We start from the raw sequence: 13,957 nt of genomic DNA on the forward strand, positions 1-13,957 counted from the left end.
CGCCCTTCGTTCGTCAGATCACATCCGGAGTCCTGTCATGTCATCCGCCATCGCGCGGCTGCGAGCCTGTTCGCTCGCCGGCACCGCCGTAGCATTCATCTTGCCTGCAAACGCTCAATCCACATCGCAATCGACACTGCCATCAGTCACGGTCGACGCACCGCAGCCGCGGCGGGACGCATCGGAGCGTCCGCAGCGGCGCGCTGCGCGCAGCGCCTCGGCGCGCGCCGCGCGTGTTCCCGCCGCGGCGGTGCAAGCGGCCAATGGCGAGGGCGGCGGCACCCGTGCCGCGTTGGCCGTGCTGTCGGCGCAGCAGGCGCTCACGGAAATCAACAACACGCCGGGTGGCGTCGCGCTGGTCCCGGCCGCGGCCTACCGCAACTCGACCGTTGCCAACACGATCAAGGACATTCTCGACTATGTCCCCGGCGTCTTCGCGCAGCCGAAATGGGGGGACGATACGCGGCTGTCGATCCGCGGCTCCGGCCTGTCGCGCGATTTCCATTTGCGCGGCATCCAGCTCACCATGGACGGCATTCCGATCAACACCTCGGACGGCTACGGCGATTTCCAGGAGGTCGACCCGACCGCCTACAAATATGTCGAGGTCTACAAGGGCGGCAACGCGCTGCAGTTCGGCGCCAATTCGCTCGGCGGCGCGATCAACTTCGTCACCCCGACCGGACGCGATCCGAACCCGAACGGCGCATCGTTCGACTTCGGTGCCTTCAACACCCGTCGGCTGCAGGTCAATGCCGGTGGCGTGAATGGGCCGTGGGACGGCTTCGTCACCGCGTCCACGCAAGCCTCGGACGGCTTCCGCGATCACAGTTTCGGCTCGAGCAACAAGCTCAGCGCCAATGTCGGCTACCAGATCTCGCCCGACGTCGAGACCCGGTTCTACCTGAACGCCAACGAGGTACGCCAGCGCATCCCGGGCAGCGTCGACCGGACCACGGCGTTGACGTCGCCGACCACGGCTGCACCCGTCAATGTCGCCAATGACTGGCAGCGCAACATCGACACGGTGCGGATCGCCAACAAGACGACCATCCGCTTCGACGACACGCAACTCGAATTCGGCGCGTTCGGTGTCGACCGGCACCTGATGCATCCGATCTTCCAGTGGCTCGACTATCGCTACAAGGATTATGGCGGCTTCGCGAAGCTGACCGACGACCGCATCATCGGCGGTTTCCGCAACCGCTTCGTCGCCGGAGTCAACATCCTCAACGGCAGCATCGATGCCCAGCAATTCGTCAATGTCGGCGGCTTCAAGGGCGCGCAGACGTCGTCGTTGCGGCAGACCCCGGAGAACTATTCGGCGTTCGCGGAGAATTCGTTCTACTTCCTGCCCAACGTCGCCGTCATCGCCGGCACGCAATATCTGTTCGCGGTGCGCGACCAGCACGTCAACTTCTCGACCAATGGCGATCTCAACGGCCGCAGCAGCTTCAGCCTGTGGAGCCCCAAGACCGGCCTGCTGTGGCAGGTCGATCCGAGCTGGCAGGTGTTCGGCAATGTCTCGCGCAGTGCCGAGGTGCCGAGCTTCGGCGAGAGCGTCAGCCCGAACTTCCTCAACCCGACCCTGCCGAACATTCCGTTCTTTTCGATCAAGCCGCAGACCGCGACGACCTATGAGATCGGCACCCGCACGAAGCGGCCGGACTACGCCTGGGAGGTCACGCTCTATCGATCGGAGATCGACAACGAGTTGCTGTGCCTCTACAGCGCGTTCGGCAATTGCAACGTCACCAACGCCAACAAGACGGTTCACCAGGGGATCGAGGCCGGGGCGGGCGCGGCGGTCTTTCGCGACATCTTCGTGGGCGGACCAGCGCCAGACAAGATCTGGCTCAACATCGCCTACACGCTGAACAATTTCCGGTTCGACAATGATCCGGTGTTCGGCAACAACCAGCTGCCGGGTGCGCCGCGCCACTTCGTGCGGGCGGAGCTGCTCTACAAGCATCCGACCGGGCTCTATTTCGGCCCCAATCTGGAATGGGTGCCGCAGGCCTACTTCGTCGATAGCGCCAACACGCTGATAACGTCCGCCTATGCGATCTGGGGCCTCAAGGCCGGCTTCGACAATGGCGGTCCGGTGTCCGGTTATATCGAGGCGCGCAATATCGCCAACAAGGCGTATATCGCGAGCGCCAGCATCATCGATCGCGCCAATGCGGCATCACCGCTGTTCGAGCCCGGAACGGGCAGGGCGATCTATGCGGGGCTACGCTATCGATGGTGAGCGGGATTTGAACGGACCGGCGCGGTGGCGCGGGACCCGTTGGCAATGTGCGAGAAATCCTCGCCATGTAAAAGGCCCGCTCCGGGGCTCGCAATTCGGAGCGGGCCAGTCTGGGCGCGGCAAATCTCGCCGCGGCGCGAACCTAGCGCGACATGCTGACACCACCCTGACGACGTCAAAAAAATGGAGAGGCAGCTGAACGCCGCCTCTCTGTTTCGATGATGGATTTGTGAACGGAATGTTGTGCGGCGTGCTCACCATTTGTAGGCGAGGCTTGCCGTGATGCGCCGGCGATCGCCGTAGTAGCAGGAGCTGATCGTTGCGCAGCTCGCGACGTAGATATTGTCTGTGACGTTCACCACATTGAGCGCCGCGCGCCAGTTGTTGTCCCACTCGTAGTGCAAGGCGAGATCGCCGAGCACGACCCCCGGGACGCGCGCAGTGTTCGCGGTGTCGGCAAAGGACGAGCCGACATAGCGCACGCCGCCGCCGAAGCCGAAGCCGTTCAGCGGGCCGTCGCGGAAGGTGTAGTCGGTCCAGATCGAGGCGAGCTGCCGCGGCGTGTTGGTCGGCACGGTGCCGATCAGCGCGGGATTGAGGTCCTTGCTGACGAACAGCTCGTAATTTGTGTAGCTCGCCACCAGCTTGAAATCCCGCGTGATGTTCGCCACCGCCTCGAGCTCGACGCCGCGAGAGGTGACCTCGCCATTCTGGGTCTGGAACAGCGTGTTGTTCGGATCTGTCGTCAGCGCGTTCTTGCGCTTGAGATCGAACAGCGCGACGCCGAACCGCGCGTTGAGCCCGACCGGCTCGTACTTGACGCCGACCTCGGTCTGCTCGGAGGTCTCCGGCAGCAGCATTTGGCCGGCGGCATTGGTGCCGATCACCGGATTGTAGCCGGTCATATAGGACACGTAGGGCGCAACACCGCTGTCGAAATTGTAGATCGCGCCGACCCGGCCGGAGAACTTGCTGTCCTGGCGGCTCTGATCGGCACCGATCCGGTTGTTTTTGCTGAGGTCGACCCAGTCCTGCCGCCCCGACAGCACGACCGTCAGGCGGTCGAGCTTGACCTGGTCCTGCAGATAGAGCCCGGCCATGCCCTGGGTCAGATAGGCGTTCTGATACAGCGGCCCGCTATACGGCAGGTTGTTGCCGTAGACCGGATTGAGCACGTTGAGATTCGTGCCCATGCCGAAACCCTGGCGATCGTCGATGCCGTAATATTTCAGATCGACGCCGACGAGCGCAGTGTGCTGCAGCGCGCCGGTTGAGAAACGATATTCGAGCTGATTATCGAGGTTGAGCTGCGTGGCGATGCCGCGGGTGTAGAAATTGCCGCGCATGATGTCGGCGGCCGCCGGCGTCGTCGCGTAGCCGAGCCCGTAGAGGCCGGCGTAGTAGACGTCGGCATGCGCCATGCGCGCGTTCTGACGGAAATCGACGTTGTCAGTGACGCTCTTCTGGAACTGATAGCCGACCATCTCCTGGTCGCGGCGGAACTGGTCGACGCTGGGATCGCCGGCGAACAGGCTGGTCGGAATGCGGCCGAACGGCGCGTTGGTGACGGTGCCGACATAGGGCAGGAAGTTCAGCGCGCGGGTGTTGCTGTGCGAGGCCATGCCGAACACAGTAAGGCTTGTGTCGGCATCGGGCCGCCAGGTCACCGACGGGGCGAAGAAGAAATTGTTGTCGTAGACATAGTCGGTCTGGGTGCCGCCGCCCTGGGCCTGGCCGACCAGGCGATACTGCACTTGGCCGCCGCCGGGCTGCGCCGTCGCGCCGCCAATGTCGAACTGGGTGTAGGCGTTGCCGAAATTGTTGACGCCGGTTTCAATGTAGCGGATGGGCTCGGCGGACGGCAGCTTGCTCACCGCGTTGACGAGGCCGCCCGGCGCCGAGCCGCCATACAGGATGCCGGACGGACCGCGCAGCACCTCGACGCGCTCGAGGTTGAAGGGCTGCAGCTTCCAGCTCGCATAGGAGGTGTAGAACAGCTGCAGGCCGTCGAGGAACAGCGACTCGTTCTGCGCGGGGAAGCCGCGGATCATGAACCAGTCGTTGCGGAAGTCGGCGCCATAGGTGCCGCCGATGACACCCGGCGTGTAGCGCAGCACTTCGTCGAACTTGCTGACGATCTTCTGGTCGCGGATCTGCTCGGCGCTGATCACCGTCACCGATTGCGGCGTCTGGATGATCGGCGTGCTGGTCTTGGTGCCGCTGGCGCTCTGCCGCGCCAGATAGCCGGTGACCGGGCCATTGGCGCGCTCGTGTCCGCCGCCTCCGCCCGCAGCCTGCTGTGCCGCCTGTGGCTGCGTGCCCACTGGGGCGACTGGCGCGCGGCGCGCGGCGCTGCGCGCGCGCATGCTCCGTTGCGAAGGCTGCTGCGATCGTGCCGATTGCCGGTGCGGCGCATCGACTGTCACGGGCGGCAATTGCGCCTGCGCGAAGACTTCGTCCGCACCAGCAACCGAAAGCATCACCAGAGCCGAAGCAGCAAACCGCTGCGGCCGAATCCATCCGTCCGTCATTCAACGCCCCCAAAGAGAATTGTCTTCGGCGTCGTTATCACGGTGATTTTCGCGAACAGCCCGCGCGCGGTTAGAAGCTATCGAAGCTGTGCGCAAAGCCGGCGTGTGTGACTGAGGGACAACGGAGTACGACGCACAATTGCACGCATCGCGTGAGAGGCTTGAATCGGTCCAGTGTTGAACGATTCAAAAATCGAACGATTCAAAATCATCTCGTGACTCGATGCATCATGATCGCGCGTGTGATGATCGAGGGAGCCGGACGCCGCGTGATGGGGTGAAGCGTGATTGGGGGATCGGCATTGGTGACGCTCGAGGGCGCGGCTCGCCTTGAGGCGTCAGCCTCGGCTCGTCGCGCGATCGGGAAGGGGGCGTCCTGTCCGCCCCCGCCGGCTCCCGCAGCCATGTTCTGCGGGGCTGGAACCGGGACGGCGAGGGGGCGGCCCTGCCGGCTGGCAATCCCCGGCATCCCCACCATATCTGGCATAATTGGCCGCGGGGGACCGCAACCGCTTGGCCATTTTGGGGTGATGTGATAACCCTCTGAAACCAGCTTCGACCGCCACTCGTGACCGTCCGCATCCCGTGTAAAGGCTTGCGGCGGTGGAGATATTTCGCCGATGACCTCATCCTCCAAGACCGCTTCCGCGCCCGATTCCTTCTTCACGGCAACCCTTGCCGAGGCCGATCCCGAGATCGCCGCCGCGATCAAGGGCGAGCTCGGCCGCCAGCGCCATGAGATCGAGCTGATCGCCTCGGAGAACATCGTCAGCCGTGCCGTGCTGGAGGCGCAAGGCTCGGTGATGACCAACAAATATGCGGAAGGTTATCCGGGCGCGCGCTACTACGGCGGTTGCGAATGGGTCGACGTCGCCGAGAACCTGGCGATCGAGCGCGCCAAGAAGCTGTTCGGCGCCGGCTTCGCCAACGTCCAGCCGAACTCCGGCAGCCAGATGAACCAGGCGGTGTTTCTGGCGCTGCTGCAGCCCGGTGACACCTTCATGGGCCTCGACCTCGCCGCCGGCGGCCATCTCACGCACGGCTCGCCGGTCAACATGTCCGGCAAGTGGTTCAAGGCCGCGCACTACACGGTGCGCCGCGAGGACCAGATCATCGACATGGACGAAGTCCAGAAGCAGGCCGAGCAGGTCAAGCCGAAGCTGATCATCGCCGGCGGCTCGGCCTATTCGCGCGCCTGGGACTTCAAGCGCTTTCGCGAGATCGCAGACTCGGTCGGCGCGTATCTGTTGGTCGACATGGCGCATTTCGCCGGCCTCGTCGCCGGCGGCGTGCATGCCTCGCCGGTGCCGCACGCCCACGTCACCACCACGACGACGCACAAATCGCTGCGCGGTCCGCGCGGCGGCCTGATCCTCACCAATGACGAGACGCTCGCCAAGAAGCTGAATTCGGCGATCTTCCCCGGCCTGCAGGGCGGCCCGCTGATGCACGTCATCGCCGCCAAGGCGGTCGCGTTCGCCGAAGCGCTGCGGCCGGACTTCAAGGTCTACGCCAAGAACGTGGTCGAGAACGCCAAGGCGCTGGCCGAGACGCTGCGCAGCTACGGCCTCGACATCGTGTCCGGCGGCACCGACAACCATCTGATGCTGGTCGACCTCAGGCCGAAGGGCCTGAAGGGCAACATCTCCGAGAAGGCGCTGGTGCGCGCCGCCATCACCTGCAACAAGAACGGCATCCCGTTCGATCCCGAGAAGCCGTTCGTCACTTCGGGCCTGCGTCTCGGTACGCCGGCTGCGACCACCCGCGGCTTCGGCGTCGCCGAGTTCAAGCAGGTCGGCGGCATGATCGCGGAAGTGCTAAACGCGCTCGCGCAGTCGCCGGACGGCAAGGCGCCGCTGGTCGAGGCCGCGATCAAGGAACGCGTCAAGGCGCTGACCGATCGCTTCCCGATCTATCAGTAGTCGTTCGCCGCTAGAGGTCCTGTCGGATGCGCTGCCCGAGCTGCAACTCACTTGATACGCAGGTCAAGGACTCGCGTCCGACCGAGGACTCCGCGGTTATCCGCAGGCGGCGCGTGTGCATGGCCTGCAACTTCCGCTTCACGACCTTCGAGCGGGTGCAGCTGCGCGAGCTGACCGTGATCAAGCGCAACGGCCGCCGCGTGCCGTTCGACCGCGACAAGCTGGTGCGCTCGCTGCAGATCTCGTTGCGGAAGCGCCCGGTGGAATCGGAGCGGGTGGAGAAGATGGTGTCCACCATCGTGCGCGAGCTCGAAAGCGGCGGCGAGGCGGAGGTCTCCTCGGAGGCGATCGGCGAGATCGTGATGGAGCATCTGCGCCAGCTCGACGACGTCGCCTATGTGCGCTTCGCCTCGGTCTATCGTAATTTCCGCGAGGCCAAAGACTTTGAGGCCGTGCTCGACGAGCTGACCGGCGAAGACGACCCGCGGATCGCGACGTTGCGAAAATGATCTTCCGTATTCTGGAAGAGCAGCTCGGGCAGAAAGCCAAAGAGGCCAGGGAAGCAGCCAAGGCCGCCGATCTGCGCTTCATGCAGCTCGCGCTCGCGCTCGGTCACCGCGGGCTCGGGCGTACCTGGCCCAATCCGGCAGTCGGCGCCGTCATCGTCAAGGACGGGGTGATCGTCGGGCGCGGCTGGACCCAACCCGGCGGCCGCCCGCATGCCGAGGTCGAGGCGCTGAGACGGGCAGGTAGCGCCGCGCGCGGCGCCACGCTCTATGTCACGCTCGAACCCTGCTCGCATTTCGGCCGCTCGCCGCCTTGCGCGGATGCCGTCGTCGCGGCCGGGCTTGCCCGCGTGGTCTCGGCGATCGAGGACCCCAATCCGGACGTCGGCGGCAAGGGGCACGCCAAGCTGCGTGCCGCCGGCATCGCCGTCGATGTCGGACTGTGCGCGGCCGAGGCTGCGCGCGACCATGCTGGGCATTTCCGCCGCATCACGGACCAGCGCCCGCATGTCGTCCTCAAGCTCGCGGTGTCCGCCGACGACAAGATCGCAGCCAGCGGCCACAAACCAGTTGCGATCACCGGCGAGGCCGCGCAGAGGCGCGTGCATCTGTTGCGCGCGCAGAGCGATGCGATCCTGGTCGGGATCGGCACGGTCAGGGCCGACGATCCGCTCTTGACCTGCCGGCTGCCCGGCATGGCGGCGCGCTCGCCGGTGCGGGTGGTGCTGGATCGCGCGCTGCGGATCTCGGGCGACAGCCGCCTGGTGCATTCGGCGCGCGAGACGCCGCTCTGGGTGATGACATCGGATCTTGCCGAGGCGCCGGCCGCGATGAAGCTCGGTGCTGCCGGGGCAGAGGTGATCCGCGTTGCCTCCGGCGCGCAGCCGGGGCTCGATCTGCCGGCGGTGTTGCACGCGCTGGCGGAGAAGGGCATCACGCGGCTGATGGTCGAGGGCGGCGCACGCGTGGCGAATTCTTTCGTGGCGGCAGGCCTGGTCGATGAAATCTGGCTGTTGCGCGGGCCCGAACGGATCGGCGCCGATGGCGTTCCCGCGCTGGACGCAATGCCGCTCGCCGCAATCACGCAGTCGCCCGCCTTCCGCCTTCGTGCTAGCGAAACCCTCGGCAAAGATGTTTTGACTGTTTACGATCGGTCCTAGGTCGTCAGGGCTTGACCCGGGCATCCACGTCTTGGTCGCCAGTAGTGAAGTAAGTCGTGGATGGCCGGGTCAAGCCCGGCCATGACGAAGAGTAAGAGATTTGTCATGTTTACCGGAATTGTCACCGATATCGGCGAGATCACCAGCCTGAAGCCAGTGGCGCAGGGTCAGCTGCACCGGATGCGGATTGCCTGCGACTACGACCAGACCACGATCGCCGACGGCGCCTCGATCGCCTGCAACGGTGTCTGTCTCACCGTGGTCGCCTCCGGCACCGCTGACGGCAAGACCTGGTTCGACGTCGACGCCGCGGCCGAGACGCTCGGCATGACCACCGCCAAGCATTGGGCGCAGGGTGGCCGGCTCAACCTCGAACGCGCGCTCAAGATCGGCGACGAGCTCGGCGGTCATATCGTGGCCGGGCATGCCGACGGCATCGCGACCATCGTCAAGCGCGACGATCTGCCGGACATGGCGCGGTTCGAGCTGCGAACCAGCCGCGAACTGGCGCGTTTCATCGCGGCGAAAGGATCCATCACGCTGGACGGCGTGTCGCTGACCGTGAATACGGTCGACGACGTCTCCTTTTCGGTGCTGATCATCCCGCACACGCTGTCCGTCACGACCCTGAGCGGCTGGAAGGCCGGCAGCGAGGTCAATATCGAGGTCGATCTGATGGCCCGCTATGCGGCGCGGCTGTCCGAGATGAAATAGCCTCGGCCTCGGCATTGCGGCCAAGACCGACGTCCTTATCTGCCAGTTCACCTCGGGCGGCGTCCAGCCGGATGGCCTATGCATTGCGGGCGAAGCCGACCTGAAAAATCAGGCCGATCGCGGTGACATCCGGGCCAGTATTGCCCTTGGCTTTACCGCCTGCTGCGCCTAAAACGCAGCACAACTCCTCCCCAAGTTCCGATTGGTATTGCAATGGCTGACGCGCGGCGCGCACCCCTGAAGGACCAGACCGACATCGCAGGCGCACGCGTGCTGATCGTCGAGGCCCGGTTTTATGACGACATCCAGGATGCGCTGCTGGAAGGCGCGCTCGCCGAGCTGAAGTCGGCCGGCGCCAGTCACGACGTGATCACGGTGCCGGGCGCGCTGGAGATTCCGGCCGCGATCGCGATTGCGATCGATGCCGCAGCGGCGAACGGCAAACCTTATGACGCGGCGATCGCGCTCGGCTGCGTGGTGCGCGGCGACACTATCCATTTCGAGATCGTTTCGCAGGAATCCTCGCGCGGATTGATGGATCTGGCCGTGAGCCGGAAATTCCCGCTCGGCAACGGCATCCTCACCGTCAACACCGAGGCGCAGGCCTGGGCGCGGGCGCGTGCCAGCGAGTTAAACAAGGGCGGCGACGCCGCGCGCGCGGCGATCGCGATGCTGCGGATCAAACGCCGCCTGGCAAAGGCCTGACCATGGCTGACAACAAGAAGCCCGCGAAAGCCCCCGACAGGAAAGCCAACCGGCGCGGCGCGGCACGGCTCGCGGCCGTGCAGGCGCTATACCAGATGGACATTGGCGGCGCGGGCATCAACGACATCTTCGCCGAGTTCGAGAGCCACTGGCTCGGTAACGAGGTTGAGGGCGAGAAGTACCTGCCGGCGGAAGCCGCGTTCTTCCGCGACGTCGTCTCCGGCGTGGTGCGCGATCAGGCCAAGCTCGATCCGCTGATCGACGAGGCGCTGTCGAAGGGCTGGCCGCTGAAGCGGATCGACGCGATCCTGCGCGCGGTGCTGCGGGCAGGGTCCTACGAGCTCGAGCACCGCCGGGACGTGCCGGGCCGCGTCGTGGTTTCCGAATATGTCGACGTCGCGCACGCCTTTGTCGAGAAGGACGAGACCGGCATGGTCAACGCCGTGCTCGACCAGATCGCACGCCAGTTCCGCGGCGACGAGTTTGTTCGGGGCTAAGTTTTAGGCGACGGTTGCAGCCGTAGCCGTCATCCTGAGGTGCCGTAGCGAAGCGGAGGCCTCGAAGGGTGGCGGCTTAGCTCGGTGGCGGAGCCGGGGCCGTGCATCCTTCGAGGCTCGCTCCGCTCGCACCTCAGGATGACGGGTTGATGACCGAAGCAAGCAAACCGACCTCCGGCGAAGACTCCCTCATCGCGCGCTATTTCAAGCCGCTTGCGACGGACCCGGGCGCGTTCGGGCTCGACGACGACGCTGCCGCGCTGAGGGCGGCCGGCGAGGACATCGTCGTCACCACGGATGCGATCGTCGAGGGCGTGCATTTCCTTACCGATGATCCGCCCGATACGCTGGCGCGCAAGGCGCTGCGGGTGAACCTCTCCGACGTCGCGGCCAAGGGGGCTGTGCCGGCCGGCTTCGTGCTGACGCTGGCGCTGCGCCGCGCCGAGGAGGCCTGGCTCAAGCCGTTTGCCCGGGCGCTCGGCGAGGATGCAGCCCATTTCGGCTGCCCGCTGCTCGGCGGCGACACGGTGTCGACGCCGGGCCCGCTGATGATCTCGATCACCGCATTCGGGCGACTGCCTCAGGGCAAGATGGTCCACCGCGCGGGGGCGAAGGCCGGCGACCGCGTGTTCGTGACCGGCACCATCGGCGATGCCGCGCTCGGTCTCGATGTGCTGCGGGGCGGTCCGGTCGCGGCGGCTCTGGCGGACGATACCGCCGGCCGGGATTTTCTTGCCGCCCGGTACCGTGTGCCGCAGCCGCGCAACGCACTTGCCAAGGCTGTCCGCAGCTACGCCAGCGCGGCGATGGACGTGTCCGACGGTCTCGCCGGCGATCTGGCCAAGCTTTGCGCAGCCAGTGGCGTGACGGCCGTGATCAACGTGCCGAGCATCCCTTTGTCGCCTGCCGCTGCGGGGCTGCTCGCACGCAAGGCGATCGGCATCGAGACCCTGGTCGCCGGCGGCGATGACTATGAGCTCTTGTGCGCGGTGCCGGGCGATCGCGCGGACGCCTTTCTGCGAGACGCACGGCAGGCCAAGGTCGCGGTCACCGCGATCGGTGGCCTCATTGCAGGCTTGTCACCGCCAAGCTTTCTCGACGGACAGGGCAGGGAACTGGCGCTGAAGCGCCTGTCCTACAGCCATTTCTAGAACGTCCGGCCGAAACGCGCCGACTTTCCTTCTAAATTGCTGCCGATATCGGCGTTTTCGGCCGTAGGTGGCGTTGCACAGCGGTAACGATTTTGGCAAGGTCGCGCCCGATTTGAGGCAATCCGTTTTTGGGGAGGATTGTCCTCGCAAAATAAGCGCCTGCCGCCCCCTAGCGGCACAATGAAGGCGCGGGGGTTACATCAAGGATCTGAGGCAACATTCAATGACAGCTTTATGGTTGATTGTGCTCTGCGGGGCGCTTTCCATCGTCTACGCGATCTGGGCGACGCAGTCGGTCTTGAACGCGGATGCGGGCAGTGCCCGCATGCAGGAAATCGCGGGCGCGGTGCGCGAGGGCGCACAAGCCTATCTGCGGCGGCAATACACGACGATCGGCATGGTCGGTATCGTGATCTTCGTGGTGCTGGCCTACTTCCTTGGCCTTCTGGTGGCGATCGGCTTTGCGATCGGCGCCATCCTGTCGGGTGCGGCCGGCTTCATCGGCATGAACGTCTCGGTGCGCGCCAACGTCCGCACCGCGCAGGCGGCGACCACATCGCTGGCCGGCGGCCTTGAGCTCGCCTTCAAGGCGGGTGCGATCACCGGCATGCTGGTGGCCGGTCTCGCGCTGCTCGGCGTCACCATCTACTTCATGGTGCTGGTCAAGTTCATGGGGCTGGAAGCCAGTAGCCGCACCGTGGTCGACGCCATGGTGGCGCTCGGCTTCGGCGCCTCGCTGATCTCGATCTTCGCCCGTCTCGGCGGCGGCATCTTCACCAAGGGTGCGGACGTCGGCGGCGACCTCGTCGGCAAGGTCGAGGCCGGCATCCCCGAAGACGATCCGCGCAACCCGGCCACCATCGCCGACAACGTCGGCGACAATGTCGGCGACTGCGCCGGCATGGCGGCCGACCTGTTCGAGACCTATGCGGTGACCGCGGTCGCCACCATGGTGCTCGCGGCGATCTTCTTCGCCAAGACGCCGATCCTGGTGAACATGATGACGCTGCCGCTCGCGATCGGCGGCATCTGCATCATCACCTCGATCATCGGCACTTTCTTCGTCAAGCTCGGCGCCAGCCAGTCGATCATGGGGGCCCTGTACAAGGGCCTGATCGCTACCGGCATCCTGTCGCTGGTCGGGGTTGCTGCCGTGATCAACTGGCTGATCGGCTTTGGCAAGCTCGATGGCGTCGACTACACCGGCATGGCGCTGTTCGAGTGCGGCGTGGTCGGTCTCGTCGTCACCGGCCTGATCATCTGGATCACCGAGTACTATACCGGCACCGACTATCGCCCGGTGAAGTCGATTGCGGCGGCGTCGGTCACCGGTCACGGCACCAACGTGATCCAGGGCCTTGCGGTCTCGATGGAGGCGACCGCGCTGCCCGCGCTCGTCATCATCGCCGGCATCCTGGTCACCTACAGCCTGGCCGGCCTGTTCGGCATCGCGATCGCGACCGCCACTATGCTGGCGCTGGCCGGCATGATCGTCGCGCTCGACGCCTTCGGCCCGGTCACCGACAACGCCGGCGGCATCGCCGAAATGGCGGGTCTGCCCAAGGAAGTGCGCAAGTCGACCGACGCGCTCGACGCGGTCGGCAACACCACCAAGGCGGTGACCAAGGGCTACGCGATCGGCTCCGCCGGTCTCGGTGCGCTGGTGCTGTTTGCGGCCTATAACCAGGACCTCAAATTCTTCATCAGTGACTCCAACGCCCACGCCTACTTCAAGGGCGTCAACCCGGACTTCTCGCTCAACAACCCGTACGTGGTGGTGGGCCTGCTGTTCGGCGGCCTGCTGCCGTATCTGTTCGGTGCGATGGGCATGACCGCGGTCGGACGCGCTGCGGGTGCGATCGTCGAGGAGGTGCGCCGTCAGTTCCGCGAGAAGCCGGGCATCATGCAGGGCACCGACAAGCCGGACTACGGCAAGGCGGTCGACCTGCTGACCCGGGCGGCGATCAAGGAGATGATCATCCCGTCGCTGCTGCCGGTGCTGTCGCCGATCGTCGTCTACTTCTTGATCTACGCGATCGCGGGCGGCGGCGCGGCCGGCAAGTCGGCGGCGTTCTCCGCGGTCGGCGCCATGTTGCTCGGCGTCATCGTCACCGGCCTGTTCGTCGCGATCTCGATGACCTCGGGCGGCGGCGCCTGGGACAACGCCAAGAAGTACATCGAGGACGGCCACTACGGCGGCAAGGGCTCTGACGCCCACAAGTCCGCGGTGACCGGCGACACCGTCGGCGATCCCTACAAGGACACGGCGGGCCCGGCGGTCAACCCGATGATCAAGATCACCAACATCGTGGCGCTGCTGCTGCTGGCGATTTTGGCGCACTAAGTTCTTGGCGCACTGAGCCGCGCGAAACGAACGAATGCAAAACCCCGCGGTGCGAGCCGCGGGGTTTTTGTTTCAGGGGCGCGAAACATCGCGCCGTCATTGCGAGCGGAGCGAAGCAATCCATCGCTTCACAAGTGGGGAAATGGATCGCTTCGTCGCTGTCGCTCCTCGCGATG

At 65.4% G+C, this 13,957-nt stretch carries 10 protein-coding genes; 9 read left to right on the plus strand and 1 reads right to left on the minus strand.

Annotation, left to right across the window (positions count from 1 at the left end):
• The first annotated feature begins 37 nt into the window (after positions 1-37).
• Positions 38-2,251 carry a TonB-dependent receptor gene (locus Q0030_RS16925; RefSeq protein ID WP_298369136.1) on the plus strand — a complete coding sequence of 738 codons (2,214 nt, stop codon included), beginning with the start codon at positions 38-40 and terminating at the stop codon, positions 2,249-2,251.
• A 254-nt stretch (positions 2,252-2,505) separates the two neighbouring features.
• Here the strand turns inward: Q0030_RS16925 and Q0030_RS16930 are convergent, their stop codons facing one another.
• The gene (locus Q0030_RS16930; RefSeq protein WP_298369137.1) at positions 2,506-4,782 is read right to left on the minus strand and encodes a TonB-dependent siderophore receptor; all 2,277 of its coding nucleotides are present in this window, start codon (positions 4,780-4,782) and stop codon (positions 2,506-2,508) included.
• Positions 4,783-5,402: 620 nt separating this feature from the next.
• On the opposite strand from Q0030_RS16930, the gene glyA reads away from it, so the two are divergent.
• From glyA to Q0030_RS16970, 8 genes are all read left to right on the plus strand, one after another.
• On the plus strand, positions 5,403-6,704 hold the full coding sequence (glyA, locus tag Q0030_RS16935) for a serine hydroxymethyltransferase (protein WP_298369139.1): 1,302 nt from the start codon (positions 5,403-5,405) through the stop codon (positions 6,702-6,704).
• 26 nt (positions 6,705-6,730) lie between these two features.
• A complete protein-coding gene (gene nrdR, locus Q0030_RS16940; protein WP_176530931.1) occupies positions 6,731-7,213 on the plus strand; it encodes a transcriptional regulator NrdR in 483 nt (160 codons plus the stop codon).
• Positions 7,210-8,370, plus strand: a complete 1,161-nt coding sequence (ribD, locus tag Q0030_RS16945; RefSeq protein WP_298369142.1) for a bifunctional diaminohydroxyphosphoribosylaminopyrimidine deaminase/5-amino-6-(5-phosphoribosylamino)uracil reductase RibD — start codon at positions 7,210-7,212, stop codon at positions 8,368-8,370. The genes nrdR and ribD overlap by 4 nt, the downstream gene beginning before the upstream one ends.
• Positions 8,371-8,475: 105 nt before the next feature.
• Positions 8,476-9,084, plus strand: coding sequence for a riboflavin synthase (locus tag Q0030_RS16950; RefSeq protein WP_298369144.1), 609 nt, complete (start codon positions 8,476-8,478; stop codon positions 9,082-9,084).
• A gap of 213 nt (positions 9,085-9,297) precedes the next feature.
• Positions 9,298-9,789, plus strand: coding sequence for a 6,7-dimethyl-8-ribityllumazine synthase (gene ribH, locus Q0030_RS16955; protein WP_298369146.1), 492 nt, complete (start codon positions 9,298-9,300; stop codon positions 9,787-9,789).
• 2 nt (positions 9,790-9,791) lie between these two features.
• Positions 9,792-10,286 carry a transcription antitermination factor NusB gene (nusB, locus tag Q0030_RS16960; protein WP_092114726.1) on the plus strand — a complete coding sequence of 165 codons (495 nt, stop codon included), beginning with the start codon at positions 9,792-9,794 and terminating at the stop codon, positions 10,284-10,286.
• Positions 10,287-10,435: 149 nt separating this feature from the next.
• Entirely contained in the window at positions 10,436-11,437 is a 1,002-nt protein-coding gene (gene thiL, locus Q0030_RS16965) for a thiamine-phosphate kinase (protein ID WP_298369148.1), read from the plus strand.
• Between the two features lie 223 nt (positions 11,438-11,660).
• Entirely contained in the window at positions 11,661-13,781 is a 2,121-nt protein-coding gene (locus Q0030_RS16970; protein WP_298369149.1) for a sodium-translocating pyrophosphatase, read from the plus strand.
• Positions 13,782-13,957 lie beyond the last annotated feature (176 nt).

Source organism: uncultured Bradyrhizobium sp. (assembly GCF_947648125.1).
Lineage (GTDB): Bacteria > Pseudomonadota > Alphaproteobacteria > Rhizobiales > Xanthobacteraceae > Bradyrhizobium.